Here is a 17,152-nt window from a genome sequence, read left to right as displayed (position 1 = left end):
CGCAAGGACTTCCGGCCGCAGCCGACGCGCAACCGGCAAGCCTACGGTCGGGACACGACAACCACGTCAGGAGCCGCCGATGACCACCGCAGCCGCACCGCCGATCGTCACCGGGGTGGACGGATCCGTCGAATCGCTCGACGCCGTCCGCTGGGCCGCCCGCGCCGCGCGACTGCGTGATGCGCCCCTCGAGATCGTGTACGCCCTCGACTTCTCCGCGCTGCTGGCCGGCGGAGTCGTGCCGCCGCCCGAAGAGATGAAGGACGTGGTGCGCGCCCGGGGCCGCCGGTACCTGCGCGCCGCCGCGGAACTCGCCACCGCACAGGGCTTGCCCGACGCGACGACCCGGCTCGATCCCGACCGCGCCGCCCTGGCGCTCATCGACGCCTCCCGCACGGCTTCGCTGCTCGTGGTCGGCTCGTCCGGGCACGGCAAGCTCACCGGCCTCCTGGCCGGCTCGGTCGCCTCGGCCGTGAGCGCGCACGCCTCCTGCGACACCGTCGTCGTCCGCGGTGACACCTGGGACGAACCCGGCGCGGCGGACCGGCCGGTCGTCGCCGGGGTGGACGGCGGCGAGGCCACCGAACGGATCCTCGCGGCCGCGCTCACCGAGGCCCGGGTCCGCAAGGCCCCGCTGGTCGTGGTGCACGCGGCCGCGGATGACAGCCGGCACGGCGAATCCCCGGTCGGCGCCGGGCAGCGGCTGCCGGCCGACCGGCTCCGCGCCCAGGACACCGAAGGCGTCGCGGTCGACGAAGCCGTGGTCGCGACCCACCCGCGGCGCGAGCTGATCGAGCGCAGCGCCACCGCCCAGCTCGTCGTGCTCGGCAACCGCGGCCGCGGCGGCTTCCCCGGCCTGCTGCTGGGGTCCACCGGCCAGGCCCTGCTGCACAACGCGGCCTGCCCGGTCTACCTCGTCCGCGTCGGCTGAGCGGACGGAAGTCCTCACCTCGACGGGCCTTGGGCCCGCCGGATCCGGGGCACCGGACCTCCCGGACCGGGCCGGTCCGGCCCTCCCCGCCCGGTCCCGCCCGGCGGAGGCTGGGAACCGACGAAAGTGAGGCACACCATGGAAACCACCTTCGCTCCGGCGACCACCGCCGAGCCGTCGTCCGAGACCACCGGGCCGCGCTACACCGGCGTCGCCGATCAGCGCCTGGCCCGCACCCTGACCGCGGAAGACCAGTCCGAAGAGGACGGTCTGGACCCGCTGGAGCGCGTCACGTGCCGCACGCACCGGCGCTGGCTGCACGACTGCGTGGCCTCGCCGCTGCACGTCGTCATCGTCACCGGCACCCGCTGGTGCCGGAAGTGTGAGTGCGCGCTGAACGTCGCGATCGACCAGCTGGCCGGCGACGTCGCGGTGCGCTGCCCCTCCTGCGGCGAGGCCCCGGCCACCCGCGCCACCCGCCAGCTGGTCCGCGCCTGCCGCGCCAGCCTGGCCACCGCGGCCGACCGCTGATGTCCGCGAGCCGGAGCCGCCTGTACCGCAGTGGTGTCCTGGAGCGGGAGAACCTCTCCGTCGCCGAAGCCACGCGGCACCTCACCGACCCCGCCGTCACGCTCTGGCTGGACATCGACGCCCCCACCGCGGCCGACCTGGCCACACTCACCACCGAACTCGGCCTGCACCCGCTCGCCGTCGCGTCCGTCCTCGACGAGGACCACCAGCGGCCGAAGCTGGTCCACTACGACCACCACTCGTTCCTGGCCGCGTACGCCGTCCGGTTCGACCCGGGAACCGGCGTGCTCGCGGCGTCGGAACTCGACGCGTTCGTCACCGACCGCGTGCTGGTCACCTTGCACCGCAACAACACCGCGGACATCGACGCCCTCACCGAGCGCTGGGACAGCACGCCGGAACTGGCCAAGACCGGCACCGGGTTCCTGCTGCACGGCCTGCTCGACCTGCTCGTCGACGGGCACTTCGACGCCCTGCAGACCCTCGACGAACAGGTCGAGGAGCTCGAGGACCTGGTCTTCGCCGACGAAGCCGACGCGACGGACCTGCAGCGCCGCTCCCTGCGGCTGCGCAAGAGCCTCAGCCGGCTGCGCCACCTCGCCCTGCCGATGCGCGAGATCGTCAGCTCGCTGATGCGCCGCGAGGTCCGCACGGTCGACGACACGCTGCTGCCCTACTTCCAGGACGTCTACGACCACGTCCTGCGCGTGACCGAGTGGACGGAGTCGTTGCGCGACCTGATCGCGACGGTCCGCGAGACCCAGCTGAGCATCCAGGGCAACCGGCTCAACACGATCATGAAGAAGGTGACCAGCTGGGCGGCGATCATCGCCGTACCCACCGCGATCACCGGGTTCTACGGCCAGAACGTCCCCTACCCCGGCTTCGCGCAGGCGTCCGGGGTGTGGGTTTCGACGGTGGCCATCCTGGTCATCTCGGCGACGCTGTTCGTGCTGTTCAAACGGCGGGACTGGCTGTGAAGCCCGCTCGGGCGTGGGTGCTCACCGCGGACGCTTCCGCCGCCGTCGTGCTGCCCGTGCCGCGGCCGGCCGGCTGCGTGGCTGGTCCTGCGCCGCCGCCTTTCCCGTTCGGCACGCGGCTCGGTCTCGCGGTCTTCCTGGGCGTGACCACACCGCTGTGGCGGCCCGGCCAGCACGCGTTCACCACGATCGCGATCGGTGTCCTCGGCGGCCTGCTGATGGCCGCCACCACCTCGGCCGTCACCGCGGTCGCGCTTCGCCGTCTGCCCGGGCTGCGCTGAGCGACCGCCGGGCCGCGAGCCGGTGCCAGAGCAGCTTGTCCGCCTCCACCACCACGAACGCGACCGCCGCGGCGGCCAGCACCCACAGCCAGGAAACGACGCCGACGGGCGCGGTGTGGAACGCCGTGTTCAGCACCGGGACGTAGGTCAGCATGAGCTGGAGCGCGGCCGTGAGCCCGAGGCCCAGCGCGAACATCCGGCTGTGGCCCGGCCAGGCCGCCAGCACCGGCCGGTCCAGTGACCGGCAGCTGAGCAGGTACGCGGCCTGGACGCCGACGAACATGTTGATCGCGGTCGTGCGCGCCTGGGCGATCGACACCCCCGAAGCCAGCTCCGCCCGGTAGGCGAAGAACGCCGCCACGACGAGCAGCAGCGAAACGAGCAGGACCCGGCGCAGCAGGGCGGCCGTGAACAACGGGCGGTCGGGTGGCCGCGGCGGGCGCCGCATGACGTCCCGCTCGGTCGGCTCGAACGCCATCGTCAGCCCGAGGAACACCGCCGTCGTCATGTTGATCCACAGGATCTGCACCGGCACGATCGGCAGCGTCGAGCCGAGCAGGATCGCCACCAGCACGACCATGCCCTCGCCGATGTTGGCCGGCAACGTCCAGGCGATGAACTTCCGCAGGTTGTCGAAGACGCTCCGGCCTTCCTGCACCGCCGCCTGGATCGAGGCGAAGTCGTCGTCGGTCAGCACCATGTCCGCGGCCTGCCGGGCGGCGTCCGTGCCACCCGAGCCCATCGCGACACCGATGTCCGCGCGGCGCAGCGCGGGTGCGTCGTTGACACCGTCGCCGGTCATCGCGACCACCTGCCCGCCGCGCTGCAACGCGTGCACCAGCTGGAGCTTCTGCCCCGGCGACACCCGGGCGAAGACCTGCGTGCCCGCCACCACGTCGTCGAACCGTGCCTCGGGCAGCGCCGTCAGCTCGGCGCCGGTGAGCACCCGCGCCGAGGACGCGCTGTCCACCAGCCCGACCGCGGCGGCGATCGCGCGCGCCGTCCCGGCGTGGTCGCCGGTGATCATCTTGACGTCGATGCCCGCTTCCCGGCACGCCGCGACCGCGGTGACCGCCTCCGGCCGCGGCGGGTCGTGCATCGCCTGCAGGCCCAGCAACGTCGGTGCCGAACCGGGGATGAACCGGGCGAACGCCAGCACCCGCAGCCCCTGTGCGGTCAGCGTGTCCTGCAGCGCCTCCAGCGCGGCCGTGTCGAGCGGGCGGACGCCGTCGGCGGTGACCTCGTCCGCGCACCGGGCCGCCACCTCTTCGACGGCGCCCTTGAGGTAGCCGACGTCGCCGTGCACCGTGGTCATCGTGCGGGTCTCGGACTCGAACGGCACCGTTTCCGTGCGCGGCGCGGCGGCGCGGATCGCCTCGGGATCCAGCCCGGCCTCGACGGCCGCTTCGAGCAGGGCGATCTCCGTCGGGTCGCCTTCCCCGGGCTGCGCGTCGTTGCAGAGGACCCCCGCGACCAGGCACTCCCGTTGCAGCGCACCGGCCTCGGCCGGCGGGACCAGCCGCCCGGCCACCGCGAGCGTCGTCACGTTCATCCGGTTCTGCGTGAGCGTGCCGGTCTTGTCGGTGCAGATCACCGTGGTCCCGCCGAGGGTCTCGGCCGCGGGCAGGTTCCGCACGATCGCGCCGCGCCGGGACATCCGGACCACGCCGATCGCCAGCACGATCGCCACCGCCGCCGGCAGCCCCTCGGGGATCGCCCCGACGGCCAGCGCGACCACCGCCGTGAACATCTCGGGCACCGGCGTGCCGCGGACGACGCCGAGCGTGAACGCCCCGGCGGCGACCGCGACGATGGCGACGCTCAGCTGCCGGGAGAACCGGGCGAGCTTGCGGGTGAGCGGGGTGACGACCACCTCGGCGGTGGCCACCAGGTGCTGGATGCCGCCCAGCTCGGTCCGCCCGCCGGTCGCGGTGACCACCGCCCGGGCCCAGCCGCGCGTCACCAGCGTCCCGGAGTAGGCGCAGCCGGTGCGGTCGGCGACCACGGCCTCTTCGGCCACCGCGTCGGCGGACTTCCGCACCGGCACGGACTCGCCGGTCAGGGCCGATTCGTCGACCTCCGTCAGCCGGACTTCGACGAGCCGGACGTCGGCGGGCACGCGGTCGCCCGCCGCGAGCTCGACGACGTCGCCCGGGACGAGCCGGGCCGCCGGGATCCGCCGGGTGACGCCGTCGCGGAGCACGGTCGCGTCGGCCGGCAGCATCTTGGACAGCGCGTCGAGAGCCCGCTGCGCCCGCGACTCCTGCACGAACCCGACGATCGCGTTGAGCGCCACGACTCCCCCGATGACCCCGGCGTCGACGTAGCCGCCGAACAGCCCGGTCACCACTCCGGCGAGCAGGAGGACGTAGATGAGCGGGTCGTGGAACTGCCGCAGCAGCCGGACCACCGGCCCCGGCCCGGACGGCGCGGTCACCTCGTTGGGACCGAACCGCTCGAGCCGCGCCCCGGCTTCCGCGGTGGCGAGACCCGCTTGCGGGTCGACGCCGAGCTGCTCGGCGACGGCGGTCGCGGGCCGGGCGTGGAACGCCTCGGGGTGGACGGTGGTCTTCACTGTGCTGCCTTCCGTTCCAGGTCTCCGCCACGGGTCGTGGCGGCCAGCCGGGCGACGAAGTCCGCCGGTGTGCCCGCCCCGGCGCGCAGGGCACGCTGCCGCTCCGAGCCGCCGCCCCGGGCCGTGAGCGCCCACAGGCCGGACCGGACGTCCTCGAGATCGCCCGTCGCCCGCAGGGCGGGCCGGACGTGGACCAGAAGGTCCTCGGCCAAGCGTTCGTGCGCCACGGGTACGCCGGTCAGGACGTCGACGCCCGGGCCACCCAAGCCGTGCCGGGCCGCCGCCCGCAGCGACCGCTCGACCAGCACGTCCGGCACGTGTGGCAGCGGCACGCCGCGGCGTTCTTCGGCCAGCGCGGTGCCCACCAGGCCGCGCACGAGGCCGGCGAGGAGCACCGCGTCGTCCACGTCGAGGCAGACGTCGGCGATCCGCACCTCGACCGTCGGGTGCAGCGGGGACAGGCGGGCGTGGAAATGGACGCTGCGGGCGTCGATCGCCTTCCCACCCCGGATGGCGCCGTCGACCGCCGCGTCGTAGCCCGCGGTGCCGTGCCACGCACTGGGCGGGCGGACCGTCGGCCAGCGCGACCACAGCGGGTACCGCGCGCTGGCCCAGCCGGAGTCCAGGCCGTCGACGTACGGCGAGTTCGCGCTGATCGCCAGCACCGTGGCGAGCCACGGCCGCAGCCGGGCCAGCACCCGCACGCCGACCGCGCGCGACGGGACGCCGACGTGGACGTGGCAGCCGCACGTACCCGCTTCGCCGATGAGCCGCGGAAACCGGTCCGCCAGCCGGCGGTAGCGCGGATCGTCGGTGACCGGCGACACCCTCGCGAACGGGGCGACGCCAGTGGCCAGGGCGACACAGCCCGCGTCCTGCGCGGCCTCGGCCACCCGGCCCCGCAGCCGCGTCAGGTCCGCGCGCACCTCGGACAGCGAGCGGCAGATCCCGGTCACGGACTCCACCTGGTACCGCAGGAACTCCGCCACCACCCCCCGTTCGTCCTTCAAGAGTTCGAGGACTCGCGGTGCCTCCGCGGCCGTGACCCCCGACCGCGGGTCCACGAGCACGAACTCCTCTTCGACCCCGACCGTCACACCCCCGTGGTCCACGGCCGGGCTCAGGAGACGGTGCGGCGCACGGCCGCGCCGAGTGCCGCACCCCAGGCCCGGGCGCGGTCCAGCTCGCCGGCCTTCGGGCCGGCGTCGGCCGGATCGGTACCGACGAAGAAGCTTTCGGCGGGCACCACCAGGCGGCACCCAAGCCGGCGGAGGCGCTTGGCGACGCCTAGTGACGCGGCGCCCGTCAGCACCCGCGCCTTCTCCAGCCGGGTGTCGAACGCGGCGGTCGCGAGCCCCCGCGGCACGGGCCCGACGGAGTCGAGCCATTCGCGCACCCCGGTCCGGGACAGCATCGGGCGCTCCACCCGCTGAGCGGCCGACTCCCGCGTCGCGGCGCGGCTCATGCCGTGCGCGTGGGTGGGCCCGCCGACGACGAGCAGCTCGACACCGGTCAGGTCCGCCGGGGCGTGGTCGACGTTCACGACCTCCGCTCCGTCGATCCCGTCGGCGACGGCGCGCGCCACCTGCTCGGTGGCGCCGTACATGGACTCGAAGACGATGACGATGCGCATGGTTCCGCTCCTCAGTGTTCGAGCCGGACCCGCTTGCGGGTCAGCTCCTCGATGTCCCCGGCGGCGCATTCGAGCAGGTTGTGCGCCAGGTCGCTCAAGGCCCGTGACGCGGCGAGCTCGTCGCCGATCTCCGGCACGTCCCGGTCGGCCGGGTTGAGCCGGGCGGCGCCGGTCCCGGAGATCCGGGTGTCGTCGGCGGTGTGCAACCGGGCCGTGGCCCGGGTGCGCTCACCGTCCTCGTCGATGATCAGTTCGACGTGCCAGCGCTTCTCGTTCATGCCGACCTCCTCGGGGTCAGGTTTCTTCGGGCACCATTTCGATGGCGCCACAAGGACATTCGGCGACGCAGATCCCGCACCCCTTGCAGTAGTCCAGGTCGATCGCGTACTTGTCCCCCGGCTCGAGCTTGATGACCGCGTTGTCCGGGCAGACGCCGTAGCAGTTGTCGCACTCGAAGCAGTTGCCGCAGGACAGGCAGCGGCGGGCCTCGAACAACGCCGTCGACGGGTCCAGCCCGCCGGTCACCTCGTCGAAGGTGGACACCCGCCGGGACAGGTCCAGGTGCGGGCGGACGGTCTTGTCGGCGTCGCTGTAGTACCAGGTGTTGAGGTTCTCGAACGTCGCCGGACGCGGAGCCGGCGGCTCGGCGACGGGCATCCCGCGCAGCCACCCGTCGATCTCGCGCGCCGCCTTCGCGCCGTGGCCCACCGCGACCGTCGCGGTCCGGCCCGAGGGCACCATGTCCCCGCCGGCGAAGATCCCCGGGTGCCCGGTCATCAGGCCCGCGCCGACCCGCACCACGCCGCCGGTGTGCTCGACGTCCGGCAGGTTGTCCACCAGGGACAGGTCGGAGTCCTGGCCGAGGGCCAGCACGACACTGTCGGCGGCCAGGCGCTCGAACTCGCCGGTCGGCTGCGGGAAGCCGGACTCGTCGAGCTGCATCTTCTCGACCGTGATGCCGTCGCCGTCAACCTCGCTGATCGTCGAGAGCCAGCGCATGGACACGCCCTCTTCGACGGCCTCGGCGACTTCGGACTCGTGCGCGGGCATCCGGTCGCGGGTGCGGCGGTAGACGACCACGGCGTCGGTCGCGCCGAGCCGTTTCGCGGTGCGGGCGGCGTCCATCGCGGTGTTGCCACCGCCGTAGACGGCGACCCGGCGGCCGAGCAGCGGACGCTCCTCGTTCTCCATGTCGTGCAACAGCGAAACGGCGTCGAGCACGCGCGCCGAGTCGCCCGCGGGGATGTAGGCCCGCTTGCCGACCTGGGCGCCGACGGCGAGGAAGACCGCGTCGAAACCACCGTCGGCCATCGCCTTCGCGGCGTCGGTGACCCGGGCGCCCTGCTCGAACGCGACGCCCATGGCCCGGATCCGCGCCACTTCCGCGTCCAGCACCTCGCGCGGCAGGCGGTAGCGCGGGATGCCGTAGCGCAGCATGCCGCCGGGCGCGGCCTCCGCGTCGCGGATCGTGACGGCGTGCCCGAACCGCGCCAGGTGGTACGCCGCGGACAATCCCGCCGGGCCGGCGCCCACGACGAGCACCCGCTTGCCGGACGGTGCGGCCGTGACCGGCATCGTCCAGCCCTGCTTGATGCCCTCGTCGCCGAGGAAGCGTTCGACGGAGTTGATCCCGACGGCCTCGTCGAGCTGGCCGCGGTTGCACGCGCTCTCGCACGGCCGGTAGCAGATCCGGCCGAGCACGGCCGGCAGCGGGTTGTCGGCCATGATCCCGCGCCACGCGTCCTGGTAGTCCCCGGATTCGGCGTGGTAGAGCCACTTCTGGATGTCCTGCCCGGCCGGGCAGGCCTGGTTGCACGGCGGCAGCAGGTCGACGTAGACCGGCCGTTCGCTGCGCCACGCGCCGGTCTTGTTGGCCCGGCTGGACCCGACGTCGAGCGTGATCGCGAACGGCTTCTCGTGCTCCATGTCAGTCCTCTCCGAGCAGGTCGTAGCGGCGGATGTTCCGGTCGGCCTGCGCCTGGATCCGCGCGACCACGTCCGGGCGGGGGTGCTCGCCGAACAGGTGCGCGTACCGCGTCTGGCGCCGCAGGTAGTCCTCGACGGGCACCTGCCGGCGGATCTTCGACGTCGCGACGATCTCCCCGTGCTCGGCCTCGAACACCGGGAACAGCCCGCTTTCCTTGGCCAGGCGGGCGATCCGGATCGTGTCGTGGGACGCGCTGCCCCAGCCGAGCGGGCACGGCACCAGCACGTGCAGGTAGCGGGCGCCGCGGAACTCCATCGCCCGCGTCACCTTCGCTTCGAGGTCGCGCAGGTCCGCGACGGTCGCCGTCGCCACGTACGGGATCTCGTGCGCCAGCGCGATCATCGGCACGTTCTTGCCCTGCCCGAACACCGCGCCGGGCTCCGGCCCGACCGCCGGCGTCGTCGCCGTGCGGGCCGCGGCCGGCGTCGCGCCGGACCGCTGGACGCCGGTGTTCATGTAGGCCTCGTTGTCGTAGCAGAGGTAGAGCACGTCGTCGTTGCGCTCGAACATCCCGGACAGGCAGGCGAAGCCGATGTCGACCGTGCCGCCGTCACCGCCCTGCCCGACCACGCGGACGTCGGTGCGGCCCTTGGCCTTCATCGCCGCGGCGACGCCGGTGGCGACCGCGGGCGCGTTGCCGAACAGCGAGTGCAGCCACGGGATCCGCCACGACGTCTCGGGATACGGCGTCGAGAAGACCTCGAGGCAGCCGGTCGCGTTGACGGCGACCAGCTGGTTCCCGGTCGCCCGCATGGCCGCGTCGAGCGCGTACCGCGCGCCCAGTGCCTCACCGCACCCCTGGCACGCGCGGTGCCCGCAGTCGATCGAGTTGATCCGCTCCCGGTCGGACTGCACGCTGCGCTGGTCGTCGCCGAGCAATCGGCCCCCGACCGCGAAGCTGCCGGTCTGGTAGAACTTGATCGGCGTCACCACCATGTCATTACCCGATCCGTGAGGCGACCGCACCGAGGTCGCGCAGGAGGTTTTCGGCCGTGGGGCCCGAGCGCCGGGCAGCGGCGAACCGTCCCAGCTCCCGGTCGATCAGCGAGCGGTCGAGGTCGAGGAACGTCAACGGCGGCAACCGGTCCGCCGCTCGCAGCACCCGGTCCAGAGAGGTCTTGGTGACCGCGCGGCCGCCGAGGCCCGCGACGACCGTGTGCACCTTCGTCGCGGGCGCCGCCGTGACGACGTTCTGCGTGACGATCCCGCCGACACCGGGCTCGAAGGCGCGCTCCAGGACGACGACGTGGGCGGCGTGCCCGATCGCCGCGCGGACGGCGTCGGTGGGGAACGGCCGGAAGCAGGTCAGGCCGAGCACGCCGACGCGCAGGCCGTCCTCGCGCAGCTCGTCGACGGTGTCCTTGAGCGTGCCCAGCACCGAGCCGAGCGCGAGGACGATCGTCTCGGCGTCCTCGGTGCGGTACGCGCGGGTCAGCCCGCCGGAGTTGCGGCCGAACGCCTCCGCGAACCGGTCCGAGACGTCGGGGACGACGTCGAGGGCCTCCATCAGGCGGGCGTGGGCGAGGTAACGGACCTCGGTGAACGCCTCGGGGCCGACCATCGCCCCGATCGAGGACGGCTCCGCCGGGTCGAGGACCTGCCGGGGTTCGTACGGCGGCAGGAACGCATCGACCTGCGCCTGGTCCGGCGTGTCGACTTGTTCCCACGAGTGGGTCAGGATGAACCCGTCCATGCAGACCATCACCGGCGTGGACAGCTCTTCGGCGATCCGGAACGCCTGGACGTGCAGGTCCGCGGCCTCCTGGTTGGTCTCGGCGTAGAGCTGGATCCAGCCCGCGTCCCGCAGCGCCATGCTGTCGCTGTGGTCGTTCCAGATGTTGATCGGCGCGCCGATCGCCCGGTTGGCCACCGTCATCACGATCGGCAGGCCGAGCCCGGAGGCGTTGAACACGGCCTCGGTCATGTACAACAGGCCCTGGCTCGCGGTCGCCGTGTAGGCCCGCGCGCCGGCCGCGGACGCGCCGATGGCCACCGACATCGCCGCGAACTCCGACTCCACGTTGACGAACTCGCACGGCGCGAGCGCGCCGGACTTCACCAGCTCCGCCAGGCCCTCGACGATGTGCGTCTGCGGCGAGATCGGGTACGCGCAGACCACCTCCGGGCGGCACAGCGCGACGGCGTCGGCGACGGCCTTGGACCCCTCAATCTGTCTGAGCACGAGCCAGTTCCTCTCGTTCCGCACGCACGAACCCGTAGGCCGCGGTGGCCGCGGCGATGTTGCCGTCGGCCTTCGCGCCGCTGAACCGGCCGGAGATCGCGGTGATCACCGAGCGCAGCTCGACGACGCCGGTCAGGGCGGCGAACCCGCCGAGCAGCGCGGCGTTCGGCATCGGCCGGCCGAGGTGCTTCCGGGCCAGTTCGCTCGCCGGTACGACGAGCAGCCGCTCGCGCCGGAAGCCGCGGACGAACTCCCCCAGCCCCAGCTCCTCGAAGCTGTGGGCGGAGTTCACCAGCAAGTAGCCGTCGGGCTTGAAACCTTCGAAGATGTTCACCTGGTGCAGCAAGGTGGCGTCCTGGATGATCAGCGCGTCCGGCGCCACGATCGGTTCCCGCGTGCGGATCGCCCGGTCGGCGATCCGGCAGAAGGACACCACCGGCGCGCCGGTGCGTTCCGAACCGAAGCTCGGGAACGCCTGCGCGTGCCGCCCTTCGGTGAACGCGGCGACCGACAGCAGCTCGGCCGCGGTCACCACGCCCTGGCCGCCGCGGCCGTGGATGCGCACCTCGGTCATGGTCATGGTCATGAGCTCGGGTACTTCGCGAGGATGTCGCGCAGGGCCGAGACGAACCGCAGGGACTCGTCGTGCTCGCGCTGCCAGACGTTGCGGCCGAAGATCAGCCCGGTCGCGCCGGCCTCCATCGACTCGCGCGCCTTCTCGAGCATCGCGTCGTCGCCGGCCTTGCCGCCGCCGGACACGAGCAGCAGCGTGCGCCCGGCCGACCGGACGACGGCGTCGATCGCCTGCTGGCTGGTCGTTTCCTTCGCGTACGGCGCGGGAACGTTGTCGATCTTCGCCGGGTGCGGGAAGTTGACCTTCACGACGTCGGCGCCCAGTTCGGACGCGGTGCGCGCGGCGTAGTCGACCGCGTAGAAGGAGTCCTTCCCGCCCTTGCCCTCGATGGCCGAACCACGCGGGTAGGCCCAGACGATGAGCGGCATGCCGAACCGGTGCGCGTCGGCGCGGACCTGCCGCAGCTGGGCGAAGTCCTGTTCCTGCGCGGGAGTTCCGACGTAGAGGGTGTAGCCGACGGCGTCCGCGCCGAGCCGGACCGCGTCCTCGACGCTGCCGTGCAGCGGGGACAGCGCCTCGGCGTCCGACGGGATCTCGGTCTTGCCGTTGAGCTTCAGCACCAGCGGGAGTTCGCCCGCGTACTCCCAGTAGAACTTCTCGGCCAGGCCGATCTGGATCGCGATGCCGTTGAAGCCACCTTCGAGCGCGAGCTTGATGACGTACTTCGCGTCACCTGCGGCCGGGTTGGCGAAGAAGTCCCGCGGCCCGTGCTCCAGCCCCTGGTCGTAGGGCAGGAAGAACGCGGTCCCGTTGCGCAGGCCGTGTTCGTGCAGGATGCGGTGCAGGCGCGTCTTCTTGCCCGTGTTCAGCCCGAGTGCGGCCAGTGCGGGACGGTGTGCCATGGCGGCCTCCGGGTTCGCGGATTTCGTGGTGTGCCCAGCACATCGCGCGAAGGCCACCGCCCGCAGCAGCCGAACGCCCCCGGCACCCGAGGCGGCGGTCCGGAACTCCGGGGACCTTGGACCCTTGCGGCTCCCGGCCCCCCGGCGGCGAGACTCTGCCCAGGGGGAACTCATCCGGGAGGTCGTCGTGAAGATCGATGAACTGCTCGCCAAGGCCAAGGACGGGCTCGAGACCAAGCTGGTCTACGGCGAGCCGTACGAGAGCGACGGGGTCACCGTGATCGTGGCCTCGACCGTCAGCAGCGGCGGTGGTGGCGGCGACGGCCGCGACGAGAACGGCCGCTCCGGCGAAGGCGGCGGGTTCGGCCTGTCCGCCAAGCCGGTCGGCGCGTACGTCATCAAGGACGGCAAGCTGCGCTGGGAACCGGCGGTGGACGTCAACCGCCTGCTGGCCACCCTGGGCGCGATCGCCGTCGCCGCGCTCTTCGTGGCGACGCGCCTGGCGAAGCTCAAGTACCGAGCCGGGGAACCGGCCGGCGAGTCCTGAGTGCGCTAACCGCGCGGTCCGGCGCCCGGCTCCTCGTTGCGGGCCGGGCTCGCGTCCCGCACCCGTTCGTTGAGCGTGGCCGCGATCCCGGCCGACTGCGTGGCCCGGGCCCGCAGCGACTCCGCGATCTTGGCCAGCACGACCGTGAACTCGCGGATGTGCATCGGCTCCGACCGCTCGACGGCCGAGTAGACGTCGTCGCCGAAGATGGCGAACATGGCGTCGATGGCGGCGTGCCCGGCGGGGGTGAGCATCACCAGGACACTGCGCCGGTCGGTCGGGTGCCGCTCGCGCCGGGCCAAGCCGGCCAGCTCGAGCCGGTCCAGCAGCGCGGTGACGCTCGCCGAGGCGATGCCCAGGCGCTTCACCAGCGCCGAGGGCGGCAACGGCCCCTGGTGCAGCAGTTCGCCCAGTGCGGCGGCCTCGTGCACCCCCACGCCGAGCGCGGCCGCCATCGCCCGCCGGTACTCGTCGGTGGCCACGATCACCGCTCGCAGCTGCTCAGCCAGTCGTTCCATCCACGCTCACCACAAAGATCAGACGCCGAGTACCTAGATAAACTAGATACTAGACCAGCTAGAGTCGTCCGCGCAGCGACCGGCCACCACCCGGCATCCCGGCCACCCTTCCGCCGGACCTCCCGCGAACGAGAACCGATTCACCTCACGCCGCGCAAAGATAAAGCAGCAATACCGAATTCCGACCCCGCCACGCCGACGACGAAATAGATCGCACACCCTCGAACCGGGTGCCGAAAATTTCCACCCCGGGACCGCGAGCACGTCTTCCCAGCTCCGCACCGGCGCGACCGGTTGACGCGAACCGGGAACCGGCCGGGCAGCGGGCGACCGGCTTCCGCGGGCCGAGACCACCAGGCGGCCAGGCGCCGCGGAGATTCTCGGTTTCCGAGAAAGACCGGATCCGAGAAGCGAGCCGACGCCGCACCGCCACCGCCGGCCGGCCCGGCACCGGCGAACCCCCGGCCTCAAGTCGAAAAATTTCCGACAAAAACCATAACCGTGCCGCAATTCGACGTCGAGATCCTTGCATTCCGAGAATCTCGGACCCGCTACTCCGGGACCGATCTGACAATTGCCCGAAGGCGCGGTTACCCTTGGCAGAAGAGGCCGTTTCCGAGGGGATTCACCAATGCCGGACAGACTGTTTTCCGAACCCGTCACGCCGCCACCGGAGGTTGCAGCCCTTCGCCGCGAGCGGAACCGCTGGCTGCGCCGGGAGGCGAACCTGATCCTCGGCCGCGGCCGAGGCGGCGCGGACGAGGCCGCGGCGCGGGAGGCCCGGACCGCGCATCTCGTGCTCACGTACGCCCTCGCGGTCATCGAGCAGCGGCCGGCGGTCGTCGGCTCGTTCCAGGACCTCACCCGGCAACGCTGCGGCCAGGGCTGAGGTCCCGCCGCGGCACCACAGCCCGCTCAACCTGGGCCGAGGGCGCCGGCAGGAAACGCAGGCACACGACGGCGATGTCGTCACGCGCGGGCAGGTGGCCGACGAGGGCGTCGAGAAGGCCGTCGCAGAGTTCGCCGGGGCTCCGGCGGGCGTGTTCGGCCGCCGCCGCGACCAGCTCGGCGAACGCCTCCTCCGCGGGCAACCGGTTCTGCTCGATCAGCCCGTCGGTGTAGCAGACCAGCGCCGAGCCGGGCAGCACCGTCCGTTCGGCTTCCGGACGCCCGTGGCGCGGCGGCAGGCACAGCAGCGGTGACCGGGCCTGGTCGAGCAGGGCGACCGTGCCGTCCGGGGCGATGAGCAGCGGCGGCGGGTGCCCGGCGACGGCGTAGCGGAACCGCCCGGCCGCCGGGTCGAGCTCGGCCACCAGCGCGGAGGCGTGCTCCGCGCCGGCCGTGCGGGCGGCCACGAGATCCAGCCGGTCCAGGACCGCCGCCGGGCCGAGCTCCGCGAGGATGAGCGCGGTCGCCGCGCTGCGCATCTGCCCCATCGCCGCGGCGGCCGCCAGGCCGTGCCCCACGACATCGCCGATGGTGATCGCGATCCGCCCGTCGGGGTGGGCGACCACGTCGTACCAGTCGCCCCCGATCGACAGGTTCCGCTGGCTGGGCCGGTACCGGGCGGCGGCCGCCACCCGGCGGGACGTGGGGACGTCCCGCGGCAGCTGGCTGGTCTGCAGCGTCAGCGCGATCGACCGTTCCCGGTCGGCGCTGTGCGCGGCGTGCAGCACCAGGACGGCGCGCGCGGCGATGTCGCGGGCCAGCTCGAGGTCCCCCGCGGCGAACGAGCGGCCGGAGGCCGCGTGCCCGAGCAGGAGCGCTCCCTGCACCGCGCCTTCCACCGTCAGCGGCACCCCGACCAGGGAACCGGGGCCGGGCGGGTTCCCGCTCAGGTGCGGGACGAACAGGTCCTGCCCGGTCGCCAGGACGGTCGTCAACGCGGGAACGCCCGCACCGCCCGTTCTCCACGCCGCGAAGGCCGCCCGGCCGTCCTGGTCGCGGTGGGCCGACACGGCGACCGGGGTTTCGCTGTCGTCCCCGCCGAACTCGACGACGGCGAAGTCCGCGAGCGCGGGCACGAGCGTGTCGACGAGCCCTTGCGCGCGCTCGGCCATGCTGCCCGGCTTGCTGATCGCCGCCATCAGGTCGCCGATCAGCCGCTGCCGCCATTCCCCGTCCTCCGCCCGCAGGCGCAGGCGCTGCTCGGCTTCGTACAGCTGAGCGCGGTGGACGGCCTGGGCGACCTGCGCGGCCATCGTCAGCAGGACGGTGCGCTGCGCCGGGGAGAATCCGCGGGGTTCGCGGTGGTACAGGCCCAGGAACCCGAAGACGTCCCCGGACGTGCGCAGCGGCAGGATCGCGGCGGTGGCCGGGTAGCGCGGCTCGCCGTCCCGCGCCACGGCGGCCTCGGGGGTGTCGGAGGCGACCGGCGTCGTCGTCTCGGTGCCCGTCCCGGCGCCGGTGCCGGTCCGCACCCGCAGCACCTCGCCGTCGCCGAGGACGCCGACCGCCACCGCGGCCAGCCCGCCGTCGTGGACGTCCACGACGGCGGACACGATCTGGCTGACGTCGGTCGTGGCGCCCAGCGCGTCCGCCACGGCCCGCAGCAGCTTGGCTCGTCCGTGCGCCGCTTGTTCGGCCTCGGCCACCGACTGCGCGCGCCGCCGCCGCTCCTCCGCCAGTGCCGCGCCGCGCACGGCGGCGTCCCGCTCCGTGACCGTCACCGCGAGCACCAGCGTCGTCAGCAGGACCAGGGCCAGGACCAGCTGCAGGTGGACCAGGCCCGAGGCCGGGGCGGTCCCGGCCCACGGCCCCCGTCCCGCGGCCGTGGCGGTGGTGGCCACGACGGCGATCACCACGCCGCTGGCCGTCACCGCCCGCAGGCCCCACCGCAGGGCCACCCAGACGAGCGCGAACACCCCGGCGTACCCGGCCTCGACGACGTCCGCCCAGAAAACGAGGACGGCGACGCCACCCAGCGCGACCGCCGCCGCGGCCTGCCTGAGCCGTGGCCCGCGGCCACCCCACACCAGCAGCGCGGTGCCGATCACCAGGACACCCAGCCCGTCCCCGAGCCACCACCGGCCGGCCACGGCCCACCAGCTGCCCGTGTCACCGGCCGTGACCGCGGTCGTCGCCCCGATCAGCGCGCCCACGGCCGGGGCGGTGAGCACGGCCGCGGCCACGAACCGCGTGAGACCACGCCAGGTGCCGATTTCGAGGCTCCGGCGCGTCGCGCCGAGCAGGACCGCGCCCAGCACCGGCTCGATGGTGTTCCCGACGGCGAATCCGGTCGCGGCGAGCGGGCCGAGCCCTTCGACGAGGTCCACCACGAGCTCGATCGCCGCGATGCTCGCGGCGACGAACGGCCAGGCCCGGCGGGGCAGCAGGCACAGGAGCGCGACGCTGAGCCCCGCCGACGGGAAGAAGGTCGGTCCCGCGCCGGTCGCGTCGAGCACGGTGAACGCCAGCTGGGAGCCGGCCGCGTACCCACCGCCGGCCACCGCGCACCACAGGACCGGCCGCCCCAGCCGCCGCAGCGTCCGCTTTTCCCGCACCACCGCCA

General features: G+C 73.3%; 17 protein-coding genes. 6 read left to right on the top strand and 11 right to left on the bottom strand.

Annotated elements, in window-relative coordinates:
* The first annotated feature begins 79 nt into the window (after positions 1 to 79).
* The 4 genes from ACGFMK_RS24865 (at position 80) to ACGFMK_RS24850 (ending at position 2,723) form a co-directional block, all read left to right on the top strand.
* On the top strand, positions 80 to 931 hold the full coding sequence (locus ACGFMK_RS24865; protein WP_392767552.1) for a universal stress protein: 852 nt from the start codon (positions 80 to 82) through the stop codon (positions 929 to 931).
* Positions 932 to 1,069: 138 nt separating this feature from the next.
* A complete protein-coding gene (locus ACGFMK_RS24860; RefSeq protein ID WP_392767550.1) occupies positions 1,070 to 1,462 on the top strand; it encodes a hypothetical protein in 393 nt (130 codons plus the stop codon).
* Positions 1,462 to 2,442: a magnesium transporter CorA family protein gene (locus tag ACGFMK_RS24855; protein ID WP_392767547.1), complete on the top strand. Its 981-nt coding sequence runs from the start codon at positions 1,462 to 1,464 to the stop codon at positions 2,440 to 2,442. The genes ACGFMK_RS24860 and ACGFMK_RS24855 overlap by 1 nt, the downstream gene beginning before the upstream one ends.
* On the top strand, positions 2,439 to 2,723 hold the full coding sequence (locus tag ACGFMK_RS24850; protein ID WP_392767544.1) for a hypothetical protein: 285 nt from the start codon (positions 2,439 to 2,441) through the stop codon (positions 2,721 to 2,723). Before ACGFMK_RS24855 ends, ACGFMK_RS24850 begins: the two co-directional genes overlap by 4 nt.
* Here the strand turns inward: ACGFMK_RS24850 and ACGFMK_RS24845 are convergent.
* The 9 genes from ACGFMK_RS24845 to ACGFMK_RS24805 are packed head-to-tail and all read right to left on the bottom strand — an operon-like array spanning position 2,683 to position 12,576.
* On the bottom strand, positions 2,683 to 5,298 hold the full coding sequence (locus ACGFMK_RS24845; RefSeq protein ID WP_392767541.1) for a cation-translocating P-type ATPase: 2,616 nt from the start codon (positions 5,296 to 5,298) through the stop codon (positions 2,683 to 2,685). The genes ACGFMK_RS24850 and ACGFMK_RS24845 overlap by 41 nt on opposite strands.
* Positions 5,295 to 6,395 carry a glutamate--cysteine ligase gene (locus ACGFMK_RS24840; RefSeq protein WP_392767538.1) on the bottom strand — a complete coding sequence of 367 codons (1,101 nt, stop codon included), beginning with the start codon at positions 6,393 to 6,395 and terminating at the stop codon, positions 5,295 to 5,297. Before ACGFMK_RS24840 ends, ACGFMK_RS24845 begins: the two co-directional genes overlap by 4 nt.
* Before the next feature lie 23 nt (positions 6,396 to 6,418).
* Positions 6,419 to 6,931, bottom strand: coding sequence for a flavodoxin family protein (locus ACGFMK_RS24835; protein WP_392767535.1), 513 nt, complete (start codon positions 6,929 to 6,931; stop codon positions 6,419 to 6,421).
* Positions 6,932 to 6,942: 11 nt separating this feature from the next.
* Positions 6,943 to 7,209, bottom strand: a complete 267-nt coding sequence (locus tag ACGFMK_RS24830; RefSeq protein WP_392767532.1) for a DUF1876 domain-containing protein — start codon at positions 7,207 to 7,209, stop codon at positions 6,943 to 6,945.
* Between the two features lie 16 nt (positions 7,210 to 7,225).
* Positions 7,226 to 8,857, bottom strand: a complete 1,632-nt coding sequence (locus ACGFMK_RS24825; RefSeq protein ID WP_392767529.1) for an NAD(P)-binding protein — start codon at positions 8,855 to 8,857, stop codon at positions 7,226 to 7,228.
* Between the two features lies 1 nt (position 8,858).
* Positions 8,859 to 9,854, bottom strand: a complete 996-nt coding sequence (locus ACGFMK_RS24820) for a thiamine pyrophosphate-dependent enzyme (RefSeq protein WP_392767526.1) — start codon at positions 9,852 to 9,854, stop codon at positions 8,859 to 8,861.
* A gap of 4 nt (positions 9,855 to 9,858) precedes the next feature.
* The gene (locus tag ACGFMK_RS24815) at positions 9,859 to 11,100 is read right to left on the bottom strand and encodes a transketolase C-terminal domain-containing protein (protein WP_392767522.1); all 1,242 of its coding nucleotides are present in this window, start codon (positions 11,098 to 11,100) and stop codon (positions 9,859 to 9,861) included.
* Positions 11,084 to 11,680, bottom strand: coding sequence for a 2-oxoacid:acceptor oxidoreductase family protein (locus ACGFMK_RS24810; protein WP_392767520.1), 597 nt, complete (start codon positions 11,678 to 11,680; stop codon positions 11,084 to 11,086). The genes ACGFMK_RS24815 and ACGFMK_RS24810 overlap by 17 nt, the downstream gene beginning before the upstream one ends.
* 2 nt (positions 11,681 to 11,682) lie before the next feature.
* Positions 11,683 to 12,576 carry a class I fructose-bisphosphate aldolase gene (locus ACGFMK_RS24805; protein ID WP_392767517.1) on the bottom strand — a complete coding sequence of 298 codons (894 nt, stop codon included), beginning with the start codon at positions 12,574 to 12,576 and terminating at the stop codon, positions 11,683 to 11,685.
* Between the two features lie 187 nt (positions 12,577 to 12,763).
* Here ACGFMK_RS24805 and ACGFMK_RS24800 point away from each other — a divergent pair, with 187 nt between their 5' ends.
* A complete protein-coding gene (locus ACGFMK_RS24800) occupies positions 12,764 to 13,123 on the top strand; it encodes a spore germination protein GerW family protein (protein ID WP_392767514.1) in 360 nt (119 codons plus the stop codon).
* 5 nt (positions 13,124 to 13,128) lie between these two features.
* On the opposite strand, the gene ACGFMK_RS24795 is transcribed toward ACGFMK_RS24800, so the two are convergent.
* Positions 13,129 to 13,641, bottom strand: coding sequence for a MarR family winged helix-turn-helix transcriptional regulator (locus ACGFMK_RS24795; protein ID WP_392767511.1), 513 nt, complete (start codon positions 13,639 to 13,641; stop codon positions 13,129 to 13,131).
* 631 nt (positions 13,642 to 14,272) lie between these two features.
* Here ACGFMK_RS24795 and ACGFMK_RS24790 point away from each other — a divergent pair.
* On the top strand, positions 14,273 to 14,530 hold the full coding sequence (locus ACGFMK_RS24790; RefSeq protein WP_392767508.1) for a hypothetical protein: 258 nt from the start codon (positions 14,273 to 14,275) through the stop codon (positions 14,528 to 14,530).
* On the opposite strand, the gene ACGFMK_RS24785 is transcribed toward ACGFMK_RS24790, so the two are convergent.
* Positions 14,502 to 17,147, bottom strand: a complete 2,646-nt coding sequence (locus tag ACGFMK_RS24785) for a SpoIIE family protein phosphatase (RefSeq protein ID WP_392767505.1) — start codon at positions 17,145 to 17,147, stop codon at positions 14,502 to 14,504. The two genes, ACGFMK_RS24790 and ACGFMK_RS24785, sit on opposite strands and share 29 nt — an antisense overlap.
* Between the last annotated feature and the right edge of the window lie 5 nt (positions 17,148 to 17,152).

The organism is Amycolatopsis sp. NPDC049252, from assembly GCF_043197175.1.
In the GTDB taxonomy this organism is placed as follows: Bacteria; Actinomycetota; Actinomycetes; order Mycobacteriales; family Pseudonocardiaceae; genus Amycolatopsis.
Note: the sequence above shows the minus strand (reverse complement) of the source record. Positions and strands in the feature narration are given on the sequence as shown.

Bases quoted from the DNA above. Each gene is read 5' to 3' on its own strand.
- ACGFMK_RS24855 (WP_392767547.1), top strand. From the start codon at position 1,462: ATGTCCGCGAGCCGGAGCCGCCTGTACCGCAGTGGTGTCCTGGAGCGG.
- ACGFMK_RS24790 (WP_392767508.1), top strand. From the start codon at position 14,273: ATGCCGGACAGACTGTTTTCCGAACCCGTCACGCCGCCACCGGAGGTT.
- ACGFMK_RS24805 (WP_392767517.1), bottom strand. From the start codon at position 12,576: ATGGCACACCGTCCCGCACTGGCCGCACTCGGGCTGAACACGGGCAAG.
- ACGFMK_RS24825 (WP_392767529.1), bottom strand. From the start codon at position 8,857: ATGGAGCACGAGAAGCCGTTCGCGATCACGCTCGACGTCGGGTCCAGC.
- ACGFMK_RS24820 (WP_392767526.1), bottom strand. From the start codon at position 9,854: ATGGTGGTGACGCCGATCAAGTTCTACCAGACCGGCAGCTTCGCGGTC.
- ACGFMK_RS24795 (WP_392767511.1), bottom strand. From the start codon at position 13,641: ATGGAACGACTGGCTGAGCAGCTGCGAGCGGTGATCGTGGCCACCGAC.
- ACGFMK_RS24865 (WP_392767552.1), top strand. From the start codon at position 80: ATGACCACCGCAGCCGCACCGCCGATCGTCACCGGGGTGGACGGATCC.
- ACGFMK_RS24835 (WP_392767535.1), bottom strand. From the start codon at position 6,931: ATGCGCATCGTCATCGTCTTCGAGTCCATGTACGGCGCCACCGAGCAG.
- ACGFMK_RS24810 (WP_392767520.1), bottom strand. From the start codon at position 11,680: ATGACCATGACCGAGGTGCGCATCCACGGCCGCGGCGGCCAGGGCGTG.
- ACGFMK_RS24830 (WP_392767532.1), bottom strand. From the start codon at position 7,209: ATGAACGAGAAGCGCTGGCACGTCGAACTGATCATCGACGAGGACGGT.
- ACGFMK_RS24860 (WP_392767550.1), top strand. From the start codon at position 1,070: ATGGAAACCACCTTCGCTCCGGCGACCACCGCCGAGCCGTCGTCCGAG.